The organism is Mucilaginibacter myungsuensis (assembly GCF_015222005.1).
Taxonomy (GTDB): Bacteria; Bacteroidota; Bacteroidia; order Sphingobacteriales; family Sphingobacteriaceae; genus Mucilaginibacter; species Mucilaginibacter myungsuensis.
Window position 1 is genome coordinate 282,179 of sequence record NZ_JADFFL010000005.1, and the last position, 24,264, is coordinate 306,442.

The 24,264-nt window shown below is 47.0% G+C and carries 25 protein-coding genes; 13 read left to right on the top strand and 12 right to left on the bottom strand.

The annotated features are described in order from the left end of the window. Window positions 1-7: 7 nt before the first annotated feature. From IRJ16_RS14915 to IRJ16_RS14945, 7 genes are all read left to right on the top strand, one after another. Window positions 8-2,233 (top strand): hypothetical protein, encoded by a 2,226-nt coding sequence (locus IRJ16_RS14915; protein ID WP_194112400.1) that lies wholly within the window; start codon window positions 8-10, stop codon window positions 2,231-2,233. Next, window positions 2,220-2,705 carry an inorganic diphosphatase gene (locus IRJ16_RS14920; RefSeq protein ID WP_194112401.1) on the top strand — a complete coding sequence of 162 codons (486 nt, stop codon included), beginning with the start codon at window positions 2,220-2,222 and terminating at the stop codon, window positions 2,703-2,705. Before IRJ16_RS14915 ends, IRJ16_RS14920 begins: the two co-directional genes overlap by 14 nt. A 207-nt stretch (window positions 2,706-2,912) precedes the next feature. Continuing rightward, window positions 2,913-3,473, top strand: a complete 561-nt coding sequence (locus IRJ16_RS14925; RefSeq protein WP_194112402.1) for a YciE/YciF ferroxidase family protein — start codon at window positions 2,913-2,915, stop codon at window positions 3,471-3,473. 62 nt (window positions 3,474-3,535) lie between these two features. Further along, window positions 3,536-4,036, top strand: a complete 501-nt coding sequence (locus IRJ16_RS14930) for a hypothetical protein (RefSeq protein ID WP_194112403.1) — start codon at window positions 3,536-3,538, stop codon at window positions 4,034-4,036. Between the two features lie 116 nt (window positions 4,037-4,152). Next, complete coding sequence (locus IRJ16_RS14935) at window positions 4,153-4,548, top strand: hypothetical protein (protein ID WP_194112404.1); 396 nt, start codon at window positions 4,153-4,155, stop codon at window positions 4,546-4,548. 291 nt (window positions 4,549-4,839) lie between these two features. Beyond that, window positions 4,840-7,362 carry an excinuclease ABC subunit UvrA gene (gene uvrA / locus IRJ16_RS14940; protein ID WP_194112405.1) on the top strand — a complete coding sequence of 841 codons (2,523 nt, stop codon included), beginning with the start codon at window positions 4,840-4,842 and terminating at the stop codon, window positions 7,360-7,362. Continuing rightward, on the top strand, window positions 7,359-7,826 hold the full coding sequence (locus IRJ16_RS14945; protein ID WP_194112406.1) for a DUF4385 domain-containing protein: 468 nt from the start codon (window positions 7,359-7,361) through the stop codon (window positions 7,824-7,826). The genes uvrA and IRJ16_RS14945 overlap by 4 nt, the downstream gene beginning before the upstream one ends. Before the next feature lie 14 nt (window positions 7,827-7,840). Here IRJ16_RS14945 and IRJ16_RS14950 read toward each other — a convergent pair whose 3' ends face one another. The 10 genes from IRJ16_RS14950 to IRJ16_RS14995 all read right to left on the bottom strand — a co-directional run bounded on the left by IRJ16_RS14950 (window position 7,841) and on the right by IRJ16_RS14995 (window position 16,590). Further along, complete coding sequence (locus IRJ16_RS14950; RefSeq protein WP_194112407.1) at window positions 7,841-8,194, bottom strand: hypothetical protein; 354 nt, start codon at window positions 8,192-8,194, stop codon at window positions 7,841-7,843. A gap of 6 nt (window positions 8,195-8,200) precedes the next feature. Then, a complete protein-coding gene (locus IRJ16_RS14955) occupies window positions 8,201-8,644 on the bottom strand; it encodes a hypothetical protein (protein WP_194112408.1) in 444 nt (147 codons plus the stop codon). 1 nt (window position 8,645) lies between these two features. After that, on the bottom strand, window positions 8,646-11,384 hold the full coding sequence (ligD, locus tag IRJ16_RS14960) for a DNA ligase D (protein WP_194112409.1): 2,739 nt from the start codon (window positions 11,382-11,384) through the stop codon (window positions 8,646-8,648). Window positions 11,385-11,388: 4 nt separating this feature from the next. Beyond that, entirely contained in the window at window positions 11,389-11,562 is a 174-nt protein-coding gene (locus IRJ16_RS14965; RefSeq protein ID WP_194112410.1) for a DUF3606 domain-containing protein, read from the bottom strand. Window positions 11,563-11,624: 62 nt separating this feature from the next. Continuing rightward, window positions 11,625-11,807, bottom strand: a complete 183-nt coding sequence (locus tag IRJ16_RS14970; RefSeq protein WP_194112411.1) for a DUF3606 domain-containing protein — start codon at window positions 11,805-11,807, stop codon at window positions 11,625-11,627. Between the two features lie 66 nt (window positions 11,808-11,873). Beyond that, the gene (mobC, locus tag IRJ16_RS14975) at window positions 11,874-13,763 is read right to left on the bottom strand and encodes a conjugal transfer protein MobC (RefSeq protein WP_194112412.1); all 1,890 of its coding nucleotides are present in this window, start codon (window positions 13,761-13,763) and stop codon (window positions 11,874-11,876) included. A gap of 3 nt (window positions 13,764-13,766) precedes the next feature. Beyond that, window positions 13,767-14,984 carry a relaxase/mobilization nuclease domain-containing protein gene (locus IRJ16_RS14980; RefSeq protein WP_194112413.1) on the bottom strand — a complete coding sequence of 406 codons (1,218 nt, stop codon included), beginning with the start codon at window positions 14,982-14,984 and terminating at the stop codon, window positions 13,767-13,769. Further along, window positions 14,951-15,361, bottom strand: a complete 411-nt coding sequence (locus tag IRJ16_RS14985) for a plasmid mobilization protein (RefSeq protein ID WP_194112414.1) — start codon at window positions 15,359-15,361, stop codon at window positions 14,951-14,953. Before IRJ16_RS14985 ends, IRJ16_RS14980 begins: the two co-directional genes overlap by 34 nt. 145 nt (window positions 15,362-15,506) lie before the next feature. Further along, the gene (locus IRJ16_RS14990) at window positions 15,507-15,785 is read right to left on the bottom strand and encodes a hypothetical protein (protein WP_194112415.1); all 279 of its coding nucleotides are present in this window, start codon (window positions 15,783-15,785) and stop codon (window positions 15,507-15,509) included. Window positions 15,786-15,984: 199 nt separating this feature from the next. Beyond that, the gene (locus IRJ16_RS14995) at window positions 15,985-16,590 is read right to left on the bottom strand and encodes a ParA family protein (protein WP_194112416.1); all 606 of its coding nucleotides are present in this window, start codon (window positions 16,588-16,590) and stop codon (window positions 15,985-15,987) included. 238 nt (window positions 16,591-16,828) lie between these two features. On the opposite strand from IRJ16_RS14995, the gene IRJ16_RS15000 reads away from it, so the two are divergent. The 4 genes from IRJ16_RS15000 to IRJ16_RS23210 all read left to right on the top strand — a co-directional run bounded on the left by IRJ16_RS15000 (window position 16,829) and on the right by IRJ16_RS23210 (window position 21,322). Next, window positions 16,829-20,323: a PAS domain-containing protein gene (locus IRJ16_RS15000; protein WP_194112417.1), complete on the top strand. Its 3,495-nt coding sequence runs from the start codon at window positions 16,829-16,831 to the stop codon at window positions 20,321-20,323. Window positions 20,324-20,399: 76 nt separating this feature from the next. Then, entirely contained in the window at window positions 20,400-20,786 is a 387-nt protein-coding gene (locus IRJ16_RS15005; RefSeq protein WP_194112418.1) for a response regulator, read from the top strand. 262 nt (window positions 20,787-21,048) lie between these two features. Beyond that, the gene (locus IRJ16_RS23205; RefSeq protein ID WP_353959042.1) at window positions 21,049-21,162 is read left to right on the top strand and encodes a chemotaxis protein CheB; all 114 of its coding nucleotides are present in this window, start codon (window positions 21,049-21,051) and stop codon (window positions 21,160-21,162) included. Continuing rightward, entirely contained in the window at window positions 21,128-21,322 is a 195-nt protein-coding gene (locus tag IRJ16_RS23210; RefSeq protein WP_194112419.1) for a chemotaxis protein CheB, read from the top strand. The genes IRJ16_RS23205 and IRJ16_RS23210 overlap by 35 nt, the downstream gene beginning before the upstream one ends. 137 nt (window positions 21,323-21,459) lie before the next feature. Here the strand turns inward: IRJ16_RS23210 and IRJ16_RS15020 are convergent, their stop codons facing one another. Together IRJ16_RS15020 and IRJ16_RS15025 are read right to left on the bottom strand one after the other, a co-directional pair. Further along, a complete protein-coding gene (locus tag IRJ16_RS15020) occupies window positions 21,460-21,789 on the bottom strand; it encodes a hypothetical protein (protein WP_194112420.1) in 330 nt (109 codons plus the stop codon). Window positions 21,790-21,837: 48 nt separating this feature from the next. Then, window positions 21,838-22,158, bottom strand: coding sequence for a helix-turn-helix domain-containing protein (locus IRJ16_RS15025; protein ID WP_228080183.1), 321 nt, complete (start codon window positions 22,156-22,158; stop codon window positions 21,838-21,840). 237 nt (window positions 22,159-22,395) lie between these two features. Between IRJ16_RS15025 and IRJ16_RS15030 the strand changes: the two genes are divergently transcribed. Beyond that, entirely contained in the window at window positions 22,396-23,286 is an 891-nt protein-coding gene (locus tag IRJ16_RS15030; RefSeq protein WP_194112421.1) for a helix-turn-helix domain-containing protein, read from the top strand. Window positions 23,287-23,379: 93 nt separating this feature from the next. Next, entirely contained in the window at window positions 23,380-24,207 is an 828-nt protein-coding gene (locus IRJ16_RS15035; protein WP_228080186.1) for an SDR family oxidoreductase, read from the top strand. Window positions 24,208-24,264 lie beyond the last annotated feature (57 nt).

A 24,264-nucleotide genomic window follows, 5' to 3' on the forward strand; every position in this document is an offset into this window, starting at 1 on the left:
ACACACGATGAAGGCAACATCAGCATGGCTCTTAAATGCCAACGCTCACCTGAATGATCCTGCGCTACCCATTGTCTTTGAAAAACAGGCGGCGGGCTATTCTTTTAAAGTTCATATGCTTCATGATTCCTGCTGGCTGGTCGCGGCCTGGCCAAAAGGCAGCCGAATCGCGTTCCGAATGGCCTATTCACCTAACGACCGGCTGGAACTGAAAAAGCTTTCGGAAAAGGACGGAAAGATCATTTTAAAGATCAGTTCGCTGATCGGCGAGCAAGAATGCGTTGTCGATCTGCCGGATGCGGAAGCTATTCCCGTATTGCGCCTGACAACTACCTTAAAGCCAACCGCGCCGCTGTTGTTCCCTTACTGGCCGCGGGATATCGTCGTTCTGGGTGCCGCAGGCAGCGAACTTTTGGCCGAGGGAGAAATCAAAGTCAAACAGGTGGGCACACGCTCGGGGCAGTTATATTTCAGCTTAACCCGTCCGAAGGCTGGTTCCGTGCTGTACCTGCAAAATTTGACAGCGCTGGCAGATTACAACCAGGCCACGGAAACCTCCGCCGGTGAGACCGTAGGCGGCGAATGGCCGGAGATCGGCTTTGCCCTTCCGCCGACGATAAAGAACAAGCCTTTAGAAGCAGGAAAAAGCTATGTATTGAGCGACGCCCTGATCGCTTTTAGTGAAGAGGTTCCGGCCGACGAACCGGCCATGATACGTCAGTACCTGGACCTGACGGCGGCTATTTACTTAGCACTGCCCAAACCGGAGACCAGTTATAAGCACTGGCCGGATATCCTGCAAAAGGGTTTGACCGATCTGCAAACCAGTCCTGGTTGCTGGTCGCAGGTAGATGGCAATCACTATCTGAATGCTTACCTTTCTGATTATAAAACTCCGCCGGAGATCATGGTACAACTGGCCGTTTTGTTACCCTTGCTGGATTATGTGGAGTGGACAGATGCTGAACTGGAGATGATGAAAACGATCAAGGACGGTCTGACTGCTTTTTATGATGCTGACCTGGGCACGATCATGCGCTGGCATCCGAAGATGGCTGATAAAATGGAAGCGGTCGAGGAGCAGATGCAACCCATGGTTATGGATTCCTGGTACCTTAACCACCCGCTGCTTAACCTTTCCCGTTTGGCGTTGAAAGGCGATAAGGTTGCTGAAAAACTCTTCCTCGATTCGCTGGAGTTCGCTATAAAGGTGGCCCATCATTTTGACTATACCTGGCCGGTATTTTATAAGATGGACACGCTGGAGGTCGTGAAAGCCGAGACCCAGCCGGGAAAAGGAGGTGAAAAAGACGTGCCCGGCCTGTTTTCACACATTATGCTCCAAGCCTGGGAATTGACCGGTGAAAAACGATATCTGGCTGAAGCCGAGAAGTCTGCCCTACGCTTGCAGGGATTGGGATTCGAACTCTTTTACCAGGCTAATAACACCGCGTTCTCTGCCGGTGCGATGCTGCGATTATACAAGGTCACCGGAAGGGAAGTGTACAAAGAAATAAGCTACCTGTGTATAGCCAATATACTACAGAATACCAGCCTCTGGGACTGCAACTATGGCTACGGGAAGAACTTCCCGTCTTTTTTCCGTTTATTCCCTTTGAACGATGCACCTTACACGGCAGCCTACGAGGAGGAAGAGGTGTTTTGTGCCTTGCACGACTATCTCCGCCATGCTGAAGGGGAAGATATGCTGCCTTCGCTCAGACTTTTACTGGCGGAATATATCCGTTACCTGGTCGACCGCGCGGTGTATTATTACCCGCCCATGCTCCCTAAAGAAATGCTATCCGAAGAGGTCAAAACCGGTGAAGTGGACGCGAGTTTATGGATCGCACTGGAAGATATGCACGATGGCTGGGAAAGATCAGGTCAGGTCGGGCAGGAAGTTTACGGCGCAGGCAATGCTTTCGGTATCCTGCCGCGGCACTATATGCAGGTCGACGGGCAGCCGTTCATGATCTATACTGATTATCCGACCTATGGTTTTTCAGCGAAAAAGCAACGTCCGGCGAATTTCAGGCTGGCCGGTGATGGACGTCTGAACAGCAGGCTGATGATCGTGAAGACAGGCAAAGGAAAACTGCCTGAATTTGATATCAGGTTGAAGGGACACCGGGAAGCTTGGAAAGGAACCAAAACGAAGGATGGCCACTTCGAATTCATCTTACCAGGTGACAGCGAAGTGCATATTGACTGGAAAGATGGAAAAAAATAAAATAGTTACGGCGATGGTAGAGAGTCCGAAAGGCTCAGGCCAAAAATTCGACTTTGACGAAACAGAAGGACGCTTCAGGCTCAATAAAATTTTGCCAGCGGGATTGGTTTTCCCGTTTGATTTCGGCATGATACCCGGCACAAAGGGTGAAGATGGTGATCCGCTTGATATCATCATTATAGCGGAGGAAAAGACTTTTCCGGGCTGTTTAATTGACTGCCGTATTATCGGCGTTCTTGAGGCAGAACAAACCGAGCGCGATGGCCGGACAGTTCGTAATGATCGGTTCGTCGGCATACCGGAGGTATCGCAGTTATTCCCTGATATCCAGGAACTGGCGCAGCTGCCGGAAAGCATCCTGAATCAGGTTGAGCATTTTTTTAAGAATTATAATGAACAGGCCGGCAAGATCTTTCGGATCATTGCCCGGCAAGATGCGGCTACAGCCGAAAGATCACTGACGGCGCCATGAAACGAAAAATCTATATCCTATTCTTTGGCCTGGCAGTAGTCAGTTTATTGGTCTGGAAATACTGGCCGAGTCCAAAAGTTAAGTCAAGGGCACCGGTCGCAGTGTGCGGCAGACCGGATAAAGAATATTATTAATCCGAACAAAGGTGAAATACCACTTTTTGGAATACAAATTGCATTTATACAACACAAAATCTAATCTACCATTATGCCTACAAAATCAAACAAAAAAGCGACTGCAGCAGCTGCAAGTCGTACACCAGAAGCCGAAAGCGCTTTAAAAGAGTTATTCATCGACGAACTCAAAGATATTTATTGGGCTGAAAAGCATTTGGCAACAGCACTGCCGAAACTGATCAAGGGCGCGACCTCTGAAGATCTGAAACAAACCATTACAACCCACCTGGAAGAAACCAAGAACCAGATCACGCGTTTGGAAAGTGTGTTTGCCTCTGTAGGTGAAAAAGCCACGGCTAAAAAATGCCTGGCCATGGAAGGCTTGTTAGCTGAAGCTACAGAACTGCTCGAAGATACCGAGAAAGGCACTGAAGTGCGTGATGTCGCCATTATCTCTGCAGCGCAAAAGGTTGAACATTATGAGATCGCCTCTTACGGTACCTTGCGTACATTGGCCGGCACCTTAGGTTTCAGTGAAGCACAAGGCTTACTGGATGAGACCCTGGCAGAAGAAAAAAACGCGGACTCTTTATTAACCCAGGTCGCAGAGAATTATGTAAATGAGGCTGCTGCTGCTGAGGTTGAAGAATAAGTTTTAGTTGCTATACAAGAGGCCGGTATATCCGGCCTCTTTTTAAATCTATAACCATCATTATGGACCAGCTATCAAAATCATTGCTCACAGGTTTTATGGGTACGAATGCAATGACCGTGTCCAGTGATCTGATGTCAAAAATATTGGGTGAAAACTTTAGAGAGCCGGCGCATCTTGAAACCCTGATCAAACGCTTATTTCCACACTGGTCCGGTCATGCCAAAAGGATCTCTGCCTGGGGAGCGCACTACGCTATGGGCTTTATCTTCGCCGCAATATACGTGGAGTTATGGCAAACGAAAAAGATCGAACACTCGCTTAAAAACGGGATGCTCTTAGGCCTTGTTAGTGGCGTGTTAGGATATCTGATATGGAAGGGAACCTTTAAAGCGCACCCTTTACCACCATGGATCAACTACTCGCATTATTATCTTCAGCGAATTCCGGCCCATATCGTCTTTGCGATAGTTGCTACCTTGACCTATCGGTTAACCGAGTTAAATAATGCCCCCCCCTGTCACACATCCGATACTGTACCAGATGTTATAAGCTCAAAGTAAAAACAAACAAATGCCAGACTTGTTATCAGATTTCAGCATTTTTTCTTCTACGCCGGCAAGGAGAAAACTATGAAGTCAAGGTGGCCGAATCTAAATCCGGCCATAACTGTGAGGTCATGAAACTCCAGCTGACCACCGATCTGCTTTACTTTTTAGTAAACCAGGATTACCGTTATCTTTATTCTAAAACATTGTTCGATGAAGAACAGGATCAGATACGGATCTCGCTTACACCGACCCAAACCAAGCCACGGGTTCGGCAGCTTCCGGCAATGTATGATACATTTTTTTCAATCAACCGAGAGCCGGTTCAAATGGCCGAAGGCATAGATGACCAGACATTGGTTGTCGTCGAGTTGGAGGCATCTTTAGCGGTTGCATTTTTAGATCAGGTGCTCCAACCTTTGTTAGCGGTCAGTGCAGACAGTATTATAATTAATATACAGGCGGGACAAGAAGTTGTGCAAAAGCGTTTTGAGCGAAAACCTTCAAGCCCGGATCCGACGATATAGAATACGGTAAACGGAGGATAAATAGATCAACGGTACTTGTAATTCCATTCGCATAGATCCATCGACATCTTATCCGGAACTGAAGGATCATTTCTTAGCAGATCGTTGTTCATGCGATTAATATTATTAGGATATTTTGGATCATTTGCTTCGATGACGATCAAACATCTGAATAATACATGAAGCCATCATATTTGGCATGGTAAAGAAGCGCATGCTACATTATATATCCAAGTCTATAACTAATCAATGACCATTAAAACTTAGGCCTCAGTTACCCGTTTAAATTGCATGTCTAAAAAAGAAACCGACCTTTCCGGCTTTGTCCGGGTGCGCGGCGCACGCGAACATAATCTGAAAAATGTGAACCTGGACATTCCACGCGATGCGCTGGTCGTGTTCACCGGCATCTCCGGCTCGGGTAAATCATCCCTTGCTTTTGGTACGCTCTACGCAGAGGCGCAACGCCGTTATCTGGAATCGGTATCTCCCTATGCCCGCCGTTTGTTCAATCAAATGGCTATACCGGAAGTGGACGAGATCGAAGGCTTGCCTCCAGCCGTTGCCTTACAGCAGCAGCGGGGTGCCGCCAGCACACGATCATCAGTAGGCAGCGTTACTACTTTATCTAATTTACTCCGGATGCTGTATTCCCGAGCCGGGGATTACCCTGAAGGGCAAGGGATCATCTACGCCGAATCTTTTTCGCCCAATACACCAGAAGGTGCCTGCACCGAATGCCATGGCCTGGGACGTATATATGATATTACAGAAAAAACAATGGTACCCGATGATAAGCTGACCATTCGTGAAAAAGCTATCGCCGCCTGGCCCTCGGCCTGGCAAGGTCAGAATCAGCGTGATATCCTGACCACCATGGGTTATAATATTGATATCCCCTGGAAGGACCTCCCCAAAAAAGACCGTGATTGGATACTGTTTACTGAGGAACAGCCGGTGGTGCCGGTCTACTCCGGTCATACGCACGAGGAGATCCAGCGCTTTATCAAGAATAAGCGGCAGCCCGATTATATGGGAACGTTTACCGGTGCCCGCCGTTACGTGCGGCATACGTTTGCCAACTCCCAAAGCGCACTGATGAAGAAACGGGTCAGCCAGTACATGCTGAGCAGCGAATGCCCGCTTTGTTATGGCAAGCGGCTTCGGCAGGAATCTTTATCGGTCAAATTTGCAGGTTATGATATTGCAGAACTATCAAGGCTATCGCTGGATAAGCTGGCAGCTATCTTCGGGCCTTACGCCAAGGGCGAGGCTGCTACTCTAAAGAAAATGGCAGCTGCACATCCGGAAAAAGTAGTGGTTGCCAAACGCATCGCGGAAGATTTTGTCGCACGTTTGCAGGTAATGCTTGACCTTGGATTGGGTTACCTGACCGTAGAGAGAAGCACGCCGACTTTATCCCCGGGCGAATTGCAGCGGTTAAGGTTGGCCACACAAGTACGATCTAACCTTTTCGGGGTCGTCTATGTTTTGGATGAACCATCGGCAGGTTTGCACCCTGCTGATACGGAAGCTTTGTTACGCGCTTTGAATAAATTGAAAGCTTCAGGCAATTCTTTATTCGTGGTCGAGCATGAGATCGATGTGATACGTCACGCGGACTGGATCGTGGATGTTGGCCCCGCAGCCGGCGAAAAAGGAGGGTACATTTTATATAGCGGCGTACCGGAGGGCTTAAGGAATGTCAAAGAATCATTGACCCGTCATTACATTTATGAGGATGCGGTTAAAGGTGTAAGTGATCCGCGTATTGCAACAGATTGGTTAAAACTAGAAGGTATTAGCCGCAATAATCTATTAAACTTGAACGTAGCCTTTCCTTTGAGCGTCTTGACGAGTGTGACCGGGGTATCAGGCTCTGGTAAGAGCAGCCTCGTCAGCCAGGTATTGGTGGAACTGGTAGCTGAACAGCTCGGTTTACAGGTTGATATAACCGGAGATACAGAGGCTGACCCATTGGAACAAACCGAAATACAAACCACAGGCGGCCATATCGTTAGCGGCATACAAGCCATCAAAAGATTAGTTGTGGTCGATCAAAAACCCATTGGTCGCACGCCGCGTTCCAACCTGGCCACCTATACCGGTCTGTTCGATCATGTACGCAAATTATTTGCCGCAACCCCGGCGGCTAAAGCGCGTAAATTCGATGCCGGGCGTTTTTCATTCAATGTAGCCAAAGGCCGATGCCCGCATTGTGAGGGGGAAGGAATGGTCATGGTGGAGCTGCTTTTCCTGCCAAGTGTATATACACCTTGTCCGACCTGTGGGGGTACGCGCTATAATCCCAAAACACTGGAAGTGCAGTACAAAGACAAAAATATTGCTGAAGTACTTGGACTGACCGTTGATGAAGCAGCAAATTTCTTCGATGAAGAGCCTGCGATCAGCCGGGCATTAGAAGTAGTCCGAGAAGTGGGCTTAGGCTATCTGCGGCTGGGACAACCAGCTACTGAGCTGAGCGGCGGCGAGGCGCAGCGCATCAAACTTGCCACTGAATTACAGCGCGCCCAGCATGGCCAAACCCTTTACATCCTGGATGAACCGACTACCGGCCTTCACCCATCCGATGTAGAGCGTTTGCTGCTGCAACTCAACCGCCTCGTTGATGCCGGAAATACGGTAATATTGGTGGAGCACGACATGGAGGTAATTGCGGCAAGCGACTGGGTAATCGATATCGGGCCTGGTGCAGGTGAAGCAGGTGGTAAAGTTGTTGCCGAAGGGAAACCAGCAGATATCATCAAAAACAAGCAAAGCCGGACGGCCCCTTATCTGGCAAAACATTTATGAGAAAAGGTACGCCGACCTGCCCGAATTTCAACAATGAAAAATACGCTTGGAAACCCGACGTCGATTACCGTAAACATCCGGAACTATACCGCATAGGAAAAGGAGAACAGGGCGTATTGATCTGTGAACCATATAAGAGCGAGATCGGTCAGAACTGGCGTTCTAAAACCGAGGTGATCGCTGTCGAGAGCAGTGATAAGATCTACGTTCAGTTTTTGGATTATTTGGCAAGTAATGATTTTGTCGGTGCAGATATGGCGCGGAAATATTTGCAAATGGGTTACACCCGTGCCCGACGACACGCCAATTACAAGGGTGGTCGAAAATATGACGCGGAAAACAAGTACGCGTTATTAGAACGCGGAACGGGCGAGCAAGTAAAGGCGAAAGCCGACGCGATCTTCTATGCCAAGTGGAAGGCTGCGGAGCATCATCAAACCTATGCCGCCATGAAAACAGACTAGAAGAAAACGCGCGGTTAATCGCTGCTCTTCCAGTCAGTAAGCAAAACGGTCAGTCCCGCCATTGCTGTAAAAGCGATATTGAACAGCAGCGCTTTTTTTGTACGGTGAAAGGGTTTGAAAAATGTCTGTATAGCGAACTGACCGATATTGAACGGATCTATCTTGCCATGGGTCTTGAAAGGAATTAATCCTTTGATCGCAACAGGTTGTTTGGTAAGTGCAACATAAGGCAATAATACCAATGCTTCCGCTGCGTAGATACGTTTTGCAGTTTTGTTCAGCTTCAATAAACTTGGTACTGTAAGTAACGCTCCGACAAGGGCGTAATCGATAAGAGAATGCTGTTTTGCGGTGATCGGTTTTTTCATGCTGATCTATTTTTTTCGTAATACTTTGATGATGGAACCTGCTACAACGCCACCAAAAGTGTACCAGGCGACGGTCATTATTTTGGTCGCTGTCTTACGGTTGACCGGGGCATCGCTAAGGCCCAGGGGCTTGGTCAGTGTTAATGCGCCAACTCCGGCTGCCATCCCGCTTACGGCACCGATCCACGGTAGTTGTTTCTTTTTACCAAAACCTATCAGGCTATAATAAACCGCATTGCTTAGCAGATCGGCGGCCATCGTCGCTGCAAATAATTGATCACCGGTAGGCGGCTCGATCCCTGCCGTCTCCATGCCTTTAGACAATGCTTCTTCGCCGACGAGATCAACTCTGGGCGCCTCGTGTAAGAATTCCTTAACAGCCTGGTGAAGAATATTCAATGCTACCGCACCGGCGATACCGCCGATAATACTGCTTGTTAGTTTTTTCATGTTATTTTAATGTGGCCTGCGCCTTTTTTAATGTTTTCTCCAGATCAATGCCTTCGTCTAAGACACCGTTAAAAAGGTCGCCGGTCTCTTTGAGGCGATCCAGTGCATTGTGAATGTTAAAATGCTGTATCGTCAGCCCCGGCTTAACCTCGTCCCAACTGAGTGGCATAGAAACGGTGGCACCCGGCTTGGGCCGCAGCGAATATGGGCCTGCTATCGTCGCACCCGGCCGGTTCTGTAAATAATCCAGGTACATTTTGCCTTTGCGGGCCGCGATGCTGCGTTCCAGGCTGGTGTAATCCGGGATCTGTTCATGTACGTGTTTGACAACGATGTTGGCAAATATCTGTGACTGCTGGTAGCTGTATTTGCCGCCCAGGGGGATATAGATGTGCATGCCTGTCGACCCGGAGGTTTTTGGATAGCTGGGTACATCGATGGCATCGAGTATATCTTTAACCAGGCGCGCGGCTTCGACCACCTGGTCATAAGTATGTTTATCTGGGTCAAGGTCGATCACGCAATAATCCGGATTATCAGGTGTCTGCGCTCTGCTGAACCAGGGATTGATCTCGATACAACCTAAAGAATTCATCCATAGTAAGCTTGCTTCGTCGGTACCGACTAGATACTTGGTAACCTTTCCTTCATCTGTTACATGATCGAATGTTTTCGCCCAGTCCGGAGCTTTATCGGTCACGTTCTTCTGGTAAAAGCTTTGTCCGTGTATCCCACCGGGAAACCTGTTCAGTGACATGGGCCGGTCCTTGAGGTATGGCATCATGTATTCGCCGACCTTGTAATAGTAATTCAGCATGTCCCCCTTGGTGAGCTTATCCTCCGGCCAGTAAAGTTTGGTAACGTGATTGAATTTAAGGTCATGACCGCAAACCTTTTTCGTCTGTGTATCCTCGGTAGGATTAACCAGGGTTTTACGCTCCATGTTCTTAACCGGCTGCAGTTTGAGATCGGTCTTTTTAGATGAAGCGGTCGATCTTTTAGATGATGCTTTCGTCGTTTCTTTTTCTGCCGGCTTTGCGGCATCCTTGGCCTCCGCTACGGTTTCTTCTGTATGTGCTGCTTTTTCCAGCACCACATCTTTTGCGTGCTTATCCGTCCGCATACCTTTAAAAGAGGCTTGCCGGAAAACGCCGTCACTGGTGACCTCGGCAAAACCGACCTCGCAAACCAGTTCCGGTTTTAACCAGGTAGGCTTTGCGCTCATACGTTTCGGGCGGAATCGTGTCGGTTTATCGACATCCACTTCATAATCGAACGGGCTATTACCTGTAATAAGTGGCTTGAATTGCGCCATCATCTCTTTTTGCAATTTATCCGAAAAGCCCGTGCCGACCTTGCCAACAAATTGCAGGTCGCCTTTGTTATCGTAAACACCCAGGATCAAAGCACTAAAAGACTTGCCGGTCCCTTCGTTTTTGGTATAGCCTGCAATAACAACTTCCTGACGGCGCTGCACTTTTACCTTCAGCCATTCTTTGGAGCGCAGGTCGGATGTGTAAACACTATCTGCCTTTTTGGCGATGATGCCTTCCAGGCCCATGCGCTCAGCCGCAGCAAAAAACTCAATGCCGTTCGCATCGAATACTTTGCTTTGCCGGATGTGCTCGTTATCCGTTGGCAAAATGGATCGCAGAATAGCTTGTCGCTCGATCAGCGGCAGTCCCATCAGGTTTTTGCCTTCGTACCAGAGAATATCGAAAATGTAAAAGACGAGGTTGCCATCGGCTTCACTTCGCCAATTCTGCATCGCACCGAAATCAGATATCCCTTTTTCATTCAGCACCAACAACTCACCGTCGAGTACGGCATTCATATTCCATTGCTTTAGCGCATCGTTGATCGGGTAATATTTTTCAAAAGGGAGGTTATTGCGGGAAATGAGTGTTACATCGTCTTTCTGTATATTGGCAATAGCACGGTAGCCGTCCCATTTGACCTCATATAGCCAACCAGGCTCATTAAAGGGTTCGTCAACCAAGGTTGCTTTCATCGGTTTGAGCTTCGCCGGAACTTTAGCTTTCGGCGCAGATTTCAAGATGGTTTGCGTATCGATCTCCGGTGCTTCTTCGGCTTCTACTTCTTCCGCCAGATCTTCGTCGGGCACCACGTCCTCTTCATGTCCGTTCTGCCAAACCTTTTCGCTACTCTTAGCCATTTCATCGATGGTCTTGCCGGAAAGCACCGATCTGTCTTTTTTAGTGATGTCCTTATCTGTTGCGAACTCATCCTTATGTTTGATCATTAACCAGCCGTTCTCGCCCATCCCATGGGTTTTTACCAGCGCAAATTCCCCGTTCAGCTTCTCGCCATGCAATTTGATCTTCAGCTGGCCGGAAGCCAGTTGCTTTAATAAATGTTTTTCCTGGGCTTTCTTTCCCTTGATCGGTTCAATAGGCTCGTATGTTCCTTCGTCCCAGACGATCACTGTGCCGCCGCCATATTCGCCCTTTGGAATGATGCCTTCGAAATTCAGGTAATCAAACGGGTGGTCCTCGACCATCATGGCCAAATGCTTGATCTTTGGATCCAAGCTCGGGCCCTTGGGAACCGCCCAACTTTTCAATACGCCTTCCATTTCCAGCCGAAAGTCATAATGCAGCCTGCTTGCGTCATGTTTTTGTACGACGAAGATCAGATGATCTTTATCCTTGCTTTTGCCGGCTTTAGGTTCCGAGGTTTTTTTAAAATCCCTTTTTTCTGCGTATTCGGTCAGGCTCATTACGTTATTTTTTAAGTTGGCGTTTAACGTCCGGAGCAGCTGTACCGGCAGCGATTACGGCAGCTTTTACTTTATCCTGTGAAACATTGAATTCCCTGGCCCAAAATTCAAGAGCGTAGGCATCGTCGATGTCAACAGTACGGCTGTCTGGAGCGTTGGCTTTGATCTTTCGATTCATATTTTACAGAGTCGTTGACAACAAAGCTCCTTGCGGGGCTTATTGTATAAAATTCTATTCGGCTATTTCTTTTTCTTATCTGTAAGATATTTTTCGATAACCTTACGATCGTTGGAGCCGGTTGCTCTTTTTGCACCAACCAGCGCCTGGGTGCTGATACCTAATTTTTCGGCTTCGTACTTCACTTCATACTTTTCACCGGAATTCACTTTTTTTCGATCTGTTGTTGTTCCTTTGCTTGCCATGATATGTATTTATTAGGTAAATATTTTAATTATAACAATAGATAACTGCGATAGTTTCAAATTGATTTATTGTGGGTTATCGACGATAAAGCGTATATCTGCTTTGATCCTATGATAGTTTGTAATGACATCCGCTTTGACAGCAGTTCTGATCTGCGGGATGGGATGGTATGCTTCTTCTTCCGCGCGGATGGCATCATGGTCATTTTGTATTTCACAATGAAATGTCTTCAGATCGATCTTATTAGTCGGGTCGTCCGCTACCATCCCTACAAATTCGCCGGAGGAGAGTCCTGCTATCCGGGAGGCTGGAACAGCGTATTCCAATTGAGTGGACCGACTGACCGATGTATCACTGCTGTTAATCGATATGCTTTCTTTCTGCTGATTTATCTTGCCAAATCTTTCTGACAGTTGCTTCGCGGTATCTCCGGTAACCTGCCCACATATGATATTGCCGACGATATTCATGATCACTTCGGCCTGCTCTCGACCATAATCCTTTTTCAGCTGACTGTAATCCTGCACAGCTAAGGTAACGGCTACTTTGTTGGATCGCGCCGTTGCGATCAGGTTATCGATTCCATTAAAGTAGATGGTTGGAAATTCGTCGAAGATCAGACTGCATTTCTGCTGACCCTTCCGGTTCACCAATTTATTGATCCTGTTCACATATAATGAAAGTACGGCCCCATAGGTCTGTGATTTTTGCGGGTTGTTAGCGAGACAAACCACTTTAGGATCATCAGGGTTGTTGATATCGAGCGAAAAATCGCTTCCGCTCAGCACGTAATATAATTGCGGAGAACTCAACCTTGCCAAGCTGATCTTCGCACTGGCGATCTGACCTTCGAGTTGTTCAAACGCTTCATTTCTCCAGGCCGAAATAAAAGGGTTGATCAAAACTTCTATTTCAGGTTCACTGGTCAGCAAGTCGAAGAGATCTTTATAATCGACCAGGGACAATTCGATAGCGTGAGGTAAAGTACAATAACGGCCGCCTTCATATTTCTTCAGGAACCAGATCAGAGCCGTAACAAAGTTGATTGGGGATTCCACAAAAAAATCACCTTGCTTTTTGATCCATTCCCGGTTCAAGCCAAGCATGATAGTTCGTGCAGCTTCCATTGCATCAGTTAGATCGAGCATCGTTTCAGGTTCCAATGGATTACTGCGGTGCATGATATGCTCAAAGTTGATCACATAGAATGACCGCCCGCCATGTTCACGTAGTGCGTTATAAGCGATCCTGCTGAGGTCATCATATTTGAAATCATAGATAAGCATCGAGAATCCTTTTCTGATATGTTGGGTGATGATATGCCGTATCACAAAATAGGATTTACCTGCACCCGGACTTCCGCCGACAAGCGTGCCCCGGAAAGGATTGATCACATTGATCCAGCTATCACGTTCTTTACCTTTGAACCTGTATTTTGCAGGCAGGTTGAAAGAGTATTCATTTTCGAGGTGACGCTCTTCCTGCGGGAAAGTTTCATTCTCACGGTTAAAAATGTCGGATGCCAGTTTCAGTTTTAACATCCTGAACAAAAGGCTTCCACCATTCATGAACAGCAGGTAACCGAAGGCGGTAGCGCCCATATAAAGCATCGGCATAGGAATGAAATAATTACTCAAAAAGTAAAAAAGCAGCCCTGTTACACAATAGGTCAAAACAGTTCCGGGCCTGATCTTTTCGTCACGTTTGCCTTTGCTGCCGACAAGCGACACGATGAGTAAAAGCAGTGCGGCACATTTAGCAAGCCATAGCGCTTTAAAGATGCCTAATTTCGAGATCGGCAGAACCACATGATCAACTATCTTGTGCGTAAGCCCGTGCTCAGCAAAAAAGACATAGCAAGACAAATAAAAATGAATGATCAGGATCGTGATGCTGAGTAGCCTTGTAAAATCGATGATCCTGCGTAAAGCTTGTTCGTTCTCTCCGGTTGCCATAGTTTATTGTTTTAATCCTTTGCGTTTCTTTTTTTTGAATCTTTTCAGCGCCGCGAGATCCTGATATTCAGCCTCGAACAAGGCACCCAGCATTGTCTCGCCATTGGCCGGGGGGGCATGTCGTAGTATCGGTTCATCCATCGCCTGCGTGGAAAACTTCTCTTTGACCCCGGCACTATCAGGCAGAAAGTGTGCACTTAATAAATTGGCACTATAGGCTTTGCCAAGGTCGCTGCCATTAAACACAACTTTGTTCTGTTGATCCAGGAAGGTCACGCCATAGATCCTCCCGTCATTATTTCTTCGCAGGATGACGTTGATGTTCAACTTGCTCATTTCCTTAATAAAGCTATCGGCAGTTTGAGGCCTTTTCAATGTTTGATCGATCTTCCCGATCAACGCGGCCTTGAAAGGTTTTCTCAGGCCTTCGTTCAGGCGGAATTTCTCACCCAATGCCTTTAAGGTCGGTTTACCGTAGATCGAGCTTGCCTTGATGGGTACGCCGGTCTTTTTACCTTTACTGTTCAGCATCCAGTAGACCAGGCCATCGTGAGCGAACATTCGGGAATCTTTAGCGCCCCGGTCGGCCATGATGTTGAATTGTCCAAGGACAGCGTTCAATTCAGGGACACTGGTGAATTTGTATGTCCTGATCGTGTAATCCAGAATATTGGTTATTGCCCTTTTGGTTTCAGCCTTGCCATACTCCGCCACTCTTGGTTGCATTTTGATAACTTCACGCTGCTTTTGCTGATCGCCAGCTTTCGCTAACCCGTAACTGATCTCTATCGCCTTTCGTGTTCTTTCCGATTCATTCTGACCGAGATAATGCAGGTTGATACGTTGGCCATCGCGTTTGATGTTGGTCGTCACGATGTGAATGTGCGGATGACCAGCATCCTCATGGCGGTAAACGAGAAACGGTTGTTGACCAAAGCCGATCCCCAACATGTAATCTCCGGCAATCATACCAAGTTTTTCGTCGTTTAAATTTTCACCGTTAGGGAAGTTTAGCGAAATATGGACGGCGTTCGTTTTGGCCCGGGTATTCATTGCTGCCATATCCGTAAGCCTCAAAAGCTTATCGCTAAAAGACAGGTCTTTGGCTTCTTTAAAATATTTGACGGCAGCGATCAGCACGGCCTTTTGCTTCTTGACCTTGTTCTCATTATAGTTGAGTGCACCGATCAGGCTTTTCCCGCTTTTAATTTTTGCGACCATATATCGGCGTATTGGTTCATTTTATCTTTGATCAGCGAAATGGATGGTTCGAGTTTGCTGTTCACTACACCCAGGAGGTTCGCCCACAGACGACTGTCTGCATGCCCATGCGCCGCATTGATATTGCGGACGGCCTGATTGAGGTTATTGCCGATGGCGTTAAGCTCCTGACGCAGCAGCACCATTTCCTCCAGCATATCATCTATCGCTTTGTCCCTGTAATAGACGGTGACAGGTTTCTCCAGCAAAACACTGCGCATGTATTCACTGAGCTTTCTGAAAGGCGTTTTTTTGAACTTGCTGTTCAGTATCTGATACTCATCCGGCTTAAGCCTGATATTATACCAGCGCGTACGATTTTCTTCAGGTGTACTCATGATCGTTGTTTTAAAAGATCCGACTTCGGAGGAGATTTACCTGGACCCGCGCAACTCCGGCGCGGCGGGCAAGATTCAATTGTGACACAATTGTACATCTTGCTAACTGCTGCGAAGCGGGCAGTTTCATCCTGCTATAAGTAGTTTAAATGGCCTTTTTTGTTGTTTGCTCAGGCTTCGCCTTTTGATCCAGGTATGCCTCAAGCGCTAGTATGTTGATGTCTTTCAGCGACAGATCGTACTCCACGCCGTAAGCTTTTACGCGCTTCAGCAGTGCCTTTGGTATCCAATTATTGAACTGCACTTCGGGGGCTTTTTCCAGCGTCCCTGTCCTTACCGGCAGCACTTGTTGAACGGGTGTCGCGGGGCGTTCTTTCATCAGCTTATTGGCCAGATCCCCCAATTTGTTTTTATAGTTATCCATAACGCCTGTGTTCTATAGTTATAGAATTCTAAATGCCGTACCTACCCGTTATAGAAATATAGAGTTCTATATTATAAGCCCGCCGTATAGAATTGTAGAGTTATAGCTTTCTATATTTCTGCATTGCTATGATCATAGCATTCTACCTTTTTATAAATGCAGATCTTTACAATTATAGAATGGTAGAGAAATAAAAAAGCTATGCGCTGATCATGTCAACAACCTCTTCCGCGAGGGCGGTGATCTCATCCCTGGCTTTCTGGTCGGTGCTTTGCAGAATGCCTGAAGTCATGGCCGAGCGGGCGATACTCACCCGGTCATGGATGATGGTGTTTAGCAGCGCAACATCCATCGTTCTGATGAGTTCCGCAACTTCATTCGTGATCCCTGAGCGGGGCTTTACCATGTTTAACACGATGCCCGCTTTTATATCCGGTACTGCCTTCATTGCATCATCGATCATAGCAATGGTTGAACGGATCGCCATTACGTCGAAAAAACCTGCTTTGGTAGGAACGAGTATGAAATCCGATAAGCGAAAAAGATCCGGCAACCTGCTGGACAGGTACGGCGGCGTATCAATAATGATGAGGTCATACGCCAATTTTTCAATGTCGTCGAAACTATCTGAACTTATAATGGCCAGTTCCGGAAATTCCCCACGAATATGATAAAGGCTGCCCTGGAGATCAGTGTCCACAAGCGCAACAGATAATTGATCTTTGAAACACAGCGCGATATTGATCGCTAAGGTACTTTTTCCTACGCCACCTTTTTGATGGGCTATGGTGATGATCTTTGCCATAATATTGAATTTGAAGTAATAATTTGATCGGTAAGTGACAAAATTCGCCAACTTGAAATTTGGTTTATGACAACGTTGGAAAGAGTGGTATCATTTTTCTTCAAGTGTTAAGGCATTTTTGAGCAATTCACGATTGACGAGGCCTCGGATAGAGGAGTAATAATGTTTCTGGTGGTTTTTTCTAAAAAGTCGTTATTTTGCGGTCGGGATTCAAAAGTTAATTTATAATATAACTGTAGTGGCATCAACATACTCATTTCTGGAAGGCGGCGAAGGACTCGGCGAATTGATCCGCAATACAGAATGGTCAAGAACTAGTTTTGGATCACCGGATACCTGGCCTGACAGTCTTACCTCAGCGGTGAGCATCGTTCTTAACTCCGGGTTTCCAATAGCTATTTACTGGGGAGCTGATTTCAGCCTGATCTATAATGCTCCGTGGAGCGAGATCCCGGGTGAGAAGCACCCCTGGGCTTTAGGCAGACCCGGCCAAGAAGTATGGCCGGAAATATGGGACGGATTGAAAGAGGAGTTTGAATCCGTATTGTATAAGGGGCGCTCGTATCGACGTCCCGATGCGCCTTTATATATGCATCGTTTTGGGTATACGGAAGAATGCTATTTTGATTATACCCTTTCTCCGATAAAAGACAGGGACGGTTCCGTCGGCGGTGTTTTCAACGCGGTGATCGAAACAACCTTTAAGGTGATCAACGCCCGCCGGAATAAGCTGATAGCACAGTTGATGAACAACAAATATGCCTCTCAAGATGTAGAAGAGGCATTAAACCTGATCAAAGAAATACTTGAAAACGCTGATGCGGACATACCATTCTTTGCGTTATACGGCTCAAAAGATGAGGAACCGTTACATCTAATTATATCAAGTGGGCTGTCGCCGCTAAATATACATCAACTGGCAGCCCACCTTTTAGAAAATCCGTCTGATGCTAATTTCGATCTTCACGATGCACGATCAATTCTTGCAGAACCTGTGAACAATCACTGGCCGGAGGCGGTAACCGAAATACTGTTCGTTCCCATCGCTAAAGGCAAAGCCAGATTTAAGGGCCACTTGCTATGCGGGGTTTCAGCGAGAAAACGTATGGACGAAGACTACCGCAACTTCCTCCAAACAGTAGGTATGCATATCGGGACGATCTTAAACAATGCGCTGGCTTACGAACTGAGTGAAGCCTATCATAATGAACAGGCACTAAATGAAGAACTGGCGGCGGCTAACGAAGAACTGGCGGCGATCAATGAGGAGTTGCTAATTACCCAGGAGCACCTGAATAAACTCAACGAAGAACTCGAAGAGCGTGTGGAGCGCCGTACGGAAGACCTTGCCGCGGAAAGAGATAAGCTGAAAAGATTTTTCATGCAGGCTCCGGCAGGTATCTGCGTACTTACAGGTCCCGAACTGATATTTGAACTGGTCAACGGGCCTTTCCAGGAATTGCTGCCAGAACGTGTACTGCTTGGACGTCCGATATTCGAAGCATTACCGGAGATCAAAGAGCAACCCATAGGTGATATTCTAAGGAACGTTTATCGCACCGGCGAACCGTACGAGGGTAAGGAACTGTATATACCGACCACTACACCGGAAAGCCAGGAGCTTACCGATCGCTATTTTAACTTTTATTATGAGCCACGACGCGATGAGACCGGAGAGGTCGAGGGCATTATGGCGTTTGTTTATGAAGTAACTGAGTTAGTCGAAGCAAGAAAACGATCGCAAAGAACAGAACGCGACCTGCGTAATCTGGTCATGACCTCACATTACCCGCTGATGATCCTGCGGGGAAGCGACTACATGATCGAAGTGGCGAATGACCAACTGGCCGCGTTATGGGACAGATCATTGGAAGACATCCTGGGCCGGCGCCTTTTAGAATTGCTGCCTGAACTGGTCGACCAGCCGTTCCCTGCCTTGCTCAAAGGCGTTTATGTTACCGGAAAACCTTACGGACAGGAAGAAGAAGTATTTCACTTAGACACCGACGAAGGCCGTGTAACCAAATATGTTAGTTTTTATTATGATCCGTTAAAGGACGAAAATGGTGCGGTTGCAGGCATCATCGTTGCAGCCGCAGATATTACCGACACGGTACGATCACGGCAGCTGCTGGAAGAAAGTTATGAAGAGCAGCAATCCCTAAACGAAGAGATCATCGCCACGAACGAAGAACTCGCTGCCGCTAATGAAGAATTAGTGACCGCCAATGAGGAACTTAGTCAGATACAGAACGATCTTGCAAGATCGTTAAGCGAATTAAGACAAAGTGAAGCGCGTTTCCGTTCTTTGATACAGGATGCACCGGTAGCTATAGCCCTTCTACGAACAAGAGAGCTGATCATCGAAGCGGCTAACACCGCCATTCTAAGCTTGTGGGGAAAGCAGGCTGATATTATTGGTGGCTCGCTTGAGGAGGGCTTGCCGGAACTCAAAGGGCAAGCCTATCTGAAAATACTCGACGAGGTTTACACCAGTGGAATAGCTTACAAAGGTGCAGAGGCCCGCGTGCTACTGGAACATAAGGAAGGCTTTGAAGAATTTTTTGTTAATTTCGTTTATCAGCCTCTGTTTGACGAGCAGGGCTTAACGAATGCGATCATGGTGGTCGCTATCGATGTTACCCCGCAAGTAATTTCGCGAAAGGAACTGGAGAAGACGAAGGATTCACTCAAACTGGCCTTTGACGCTGCCGAACTTGGCAATTTTGATCTGGACCTGATAAAGGGCACTATGCATTGGGACAAGCGCTGCCGCACCTTGTTTGGCATCAGCCATGACCATGAAGTAACTTATGAAAAAGACTTTGTCGGCGGGCTGCACCCCGATGACAAGGATCGTATCGTTGATGTTATCAGTAATCATGTCCTGATCAGATCGGTCAGTAACGGTGACTACGACGTAGAATACCGTACAGTAGGGATGGATGATCAGAAACTTCGCTGGATAAGAGCTAAAGGGAAAGCTTACTTCAATGAGGCGGATCAACCGGTCAGGTTTGTTGGGGCGGTGCTGGACATTACTGAGCAAAAACTCGATGAGATCCGTAAAAATGATTTTATCGGGATGGCCAGTCATGAACTGAAAACCCCGCTCACCTCCCTCAGTGCTTACATGCAGGTATTGCTATCGAAAGCAAAAAAGCAGGAAGATCAATTTTCGGTAGATGCCTTAAGCAAGGTAAATCAGCAGGTGAGAAAGATGAGTGCGATGATCAATGGTTTTCTTAATATCTCCAGGCTTGAATCCGGCAAGATCCACCTGGATAAACAGCCGTTCATGATCCATGAACTCCTGGAAAGTATCGCAGATGAAACCCGGCTTATCGTCAACTCCCATGATATCAGGCTGCAGCCAGGTTCACACGTTACGGTTAATGCAGACCGGGACAAGGTCGGTTCGGTAATTACCAATCTGGTAAGCAATGCCGTCAAGTATTCGCCGAAAGGAACGGTTATCAATTTGACCTGCACGCTTGAGAACAGCTTGGTTAAGGTCACAGTAACCGACGAAGGGTTGGGCATAAGGCCTGAAGACCAGTCAAGGCTATTTGAGCGGTATTACCGCGTGGAGGATCAGCAGGCCAAATATGTTTCCGGCTTCGGTATCGGCTTGTACCTGTCAGCAGAGATCATAGAACGTCACAACGGGCAGATAGGCGTTGAAAGCGAGATCGGAAAAGGAAGTACTTTCTGGTTCACGCTCCCGGTATAAGATTTGTTCAGCGCATTTGCTTATATTCGCGGCGCAGGTATTGATACCTGCCCTGATAATTTAACTTGCCGCGTAATTGAAAAAGAAAGTTCTGCTATTAGAGGATGACAACCTGATCCGGGATGTGGTAAGTCTCATACTTGGTGAGGAAGGTTACGAAGTTTTGGCTGCGGAACCAACACCCATTGAGCGCTTTAAAAATTTACGGCCCCATGTAATACTGCTTGATGAATGGATCAATCAGCAGCAAGGCGATCAGCTATGTCACGAACTCAAAAAGATCCATGCTTTGTTGCATGTGCCGGTCATCATCTTTTCGACCGCAGTTAACATTGCGGAGATAGCGAAAGATTGCAAGGCGGACGGTTATGTGCGTAAGCCATTCATGGTAGAAGAGCTGTTGCAAGAGATAGAGAAATGTATGAGCGGTACAGCCCACGCTTCGGCTTCTGCTGCCGGATAGATCCGGTGCATTCATATCAAAAAGAACTTAAGTATTGCTTATTAGGCATTAAAGCGGTAGCAGTAACGTTGAGTATTTCTGCAATATGAAGAAGGCGCTCGACCGATAGACCTGTAAATCCGTTTTCTATTCGATTGTATCCTTTTTTAGAAAGCAACCACCTGGCGCTCGAACCTGACCGCATATATGTCTTGCCAGAAAATATATTTGTTACCGTTAGAAATAGGGTACTTCATGTGCGACAGCGAAGGGAAATGAGATCATCAACCGGGCCGTTGACATTTTTTTCGAATCGCTTGCAGTAGATTTCCGTGAAATGAGTATTGGTATCGTGCTTTCCGGTGCCGGAAGGACTGCCTATCAGAAGCCAGATTAATAGAGAGGCGCAAGGCGGTATCGTCTTGGCTCAAGATCCGCAACAATCAAGAGTCAGAGGTATGCCGGATGCTATTGTCGAGGGAAATACAGCATCGGTCGTAGCTGTACCAGTATCACTCGCATCACAGCGACTAGACCATGTAAGACGTAAGCGATAATTTATATGGTGGTAATTTGGTAAAATATTGGTATTCACATTAAAAAATCACTCATGATCAATCTTTGTCCTTTTCGACCGACTCGCGATTTTAATTAATTTCACTTTCACCTTTTTAAATTGTTGAGGTGTTAAATATTAGTTTGCCATCTTATAAAGCGCGTTGTCACGCTGTCGTTTTTGCAACTTTTTCTCTTGCTCGTAATTGAATATCCATTCTGCGGCCAATAGTTTCCAGTTGCGGAAAGGGGTGCCTTTACGGCTGCGCCAGTTCGCCTTTTCATAATGATCGAAAAAAGTTTCCGCCTGGGCACCAATTTCCTTTTGGTCAAAGTAGATCTCGACCAAACGCTTTTGCGGCGGCATCTCTGTACCAAATCCATTTTGACAGATCGGTTCAGGTTGTGCAGGTATTCTTTGCTCCGTAGGGATACGTTTTGCTTTACGCTTTATAGTTGGGAATTGCATAAGTGTAAATTGTGGCCGGACACTGCGACATGCCCGACCGGTAAAACATCAGGCGCCTTTATTTGCCGACATCATGAAGGTGATATCTTCGTAATCGTAATAGATGGAGCCACCAATTTTAGTGAAAGGGAGCACGCCACTGTCGCGGAGCGACTGCAAGAAGCCGTGTGAGATACCGAGCAGCTTTTTGACCTCGGCCGATTTCAACCACTTCTTACCGGGCTGACCGCTTACGCACTCCTTGATTATCCGTTTTACTTCCTGTAACATATCGGTCTTAAAGTCCTCCAGGTCACCAAGAGTTAATATCTGGTTACGTGTGGGAACCATCCCCGGCATCCTTGATCTTTGTTCAGTTCCTTTTTCCATATCCTTGAAATTTTAATGGACATCAAAGTTCGGATCTGAAAAGATCAGAATTTAACAACCTTGGGCGTGGTTGCATTATTTTAATGCCCGAAAGAACTGCAATGAACTACAATAGATCAAAAAGATCGAACTCAAATAAGCGCATAGATGCTGTTGTCGATATAGTTGACGGTAAAAAGATCGAACCCTGAGGTTTCAACACAAATGTTTTACGTAGTAGTTTTCTTAAATTTGAGCATGATCGATACGCAGCCCATTCATGTTTTCGCGCCTGGTTTATTAGCCGCAAAAGACCCTTCCGCAGGTTACTTTGCAGCCGTCCGACTAGAAGAGTTTTCGGAGGAGAGCCTGTCCGCGACGGCATCCTATAGCCGTAAGGATTTCTATAAAATATCTTTGGTTACGGGCAACACGTCATACTTTTACCAGGGTGCTGAATACCGGCTGAATGGGGATGAATGGGCGCTTGTATTTACCAATCGCGACGTTCCGTACCGCTGGGAAGTACATCAGGGTTTCTGTAGCGGGTACGCTTGCATGTTCACAGAAGATTTTCTGCCCCTGCATACCTATCTGCGACCGGCTGATTGGGCAGTATTCAACGGCAATGCGCGATCCGTATTCAAATTGAGCAAGTCGGACGAGCCGCTATTTACCGGACTGTTCCAAAAAATGCTTAACGAGCAAGCATCCACCTATGCGCATAAATATGACCTGCTGTTCCTTTACGTATTGGAGTGTATCCATGGCGCATTAAAGTTGCAGCCGGAGCCGGAAAATAAAAGTTCCACAGCGTCAGTACGTCTGACCGATACCTTCAGATCTTTACTGGCCGGTCAGTTCCCGCTGGCTTACCCTTACCAACAGGTCAGTTTGCGTACACCACAGCAATTTGCCGAGAAGCTATCAGTACATACAAATTCCCTTAACCGGGCGCTGAAAGAAACGACCGGTAAGACTACTACGCAACTCATTAATGAAAGACTGATGCTGGAGGCGCGCGCTTTACTGGTACATTCCAATTGGAGCATCAGCCAGATCAGTATAAGCCTGGGTTTTGAAGAACCCACGCATTTTGCCAGGGCATTCCGGGCGTATTCGGGCCAGTCCCCGTCTTCATTGCGATAGTTGTTTGATTGGGGTCGGTATTCGTTTGCGCTTGGTTAACAGACCGGTTCATTGGCGTTTAATTTTGTATCATAAAATAAAGAATGATACATTATGAAAACGTGGTTTATAACCGGGACATCTACCGGTCTGGGCAAAGTGCTCACTGAAAAACTGTTGGCAAAAGGGGATCGCGTTGTGGCAACCGTTCGCAAAGCCGACGCCCTTGATGAATTAAAAAAAGCTTATTCGGAAAATCTGCGGGTAGCCGTGCTGGACGTAACAGAAACCGCTGCGATTAAAAAGGTGATCGATCAGGCATTTGCGGATTTCGGGCAAATAGATGTTGTGGTCAATAATGCAGGCTATGGCTTATTCTGCTCGGTGGAAGAAGCCAGCGACGAACAGATCGTCCACCAGATCAACACTAATATTATCGGTTCTATTCAGATCATCAGGGCAGCACTGCCACATTTCAGAAAGCAAGGGCATGGCCGCATCCTGCAACTTTCATCAGCAGGCGGACAAACCACTTATCCTAACTTCAGCTATTACCATACGACCAAATGGGCTGTTGAAGGCTTTTGCGATACCATTGCGAAGGAACTCGCACCATTGAACATTGGCGTAACCATTGTTGAACCGGGAGCACATCAAACCTCATTCGGTGCTGGCTTGATGACCGCTCCGATTATGGAAGCCTATGAGAACACACCGGCCGGCGATGTCAGACGTGCTATTGCAGCAGGGACTTTCCCGATAAAGGGCGATGTAGATAAGTCAGTGCAAGCCATGATCGACAGCGTCGAAATAGCTTCCGCACCTTTGCGTTTAGCTCTGGGCGGAGATGCCTACCGTGATATGCGTGCGGCGTTGGTATCCCGCCTGGAAGCATTGGATGCACAAAAAGACCTGGCTTTGGCAAGCGAGAAAAATGATTAAGGGCTAATAGATGTGAATTCCTGTATCAGCGATACTGATACAGGAATATTTCTGATC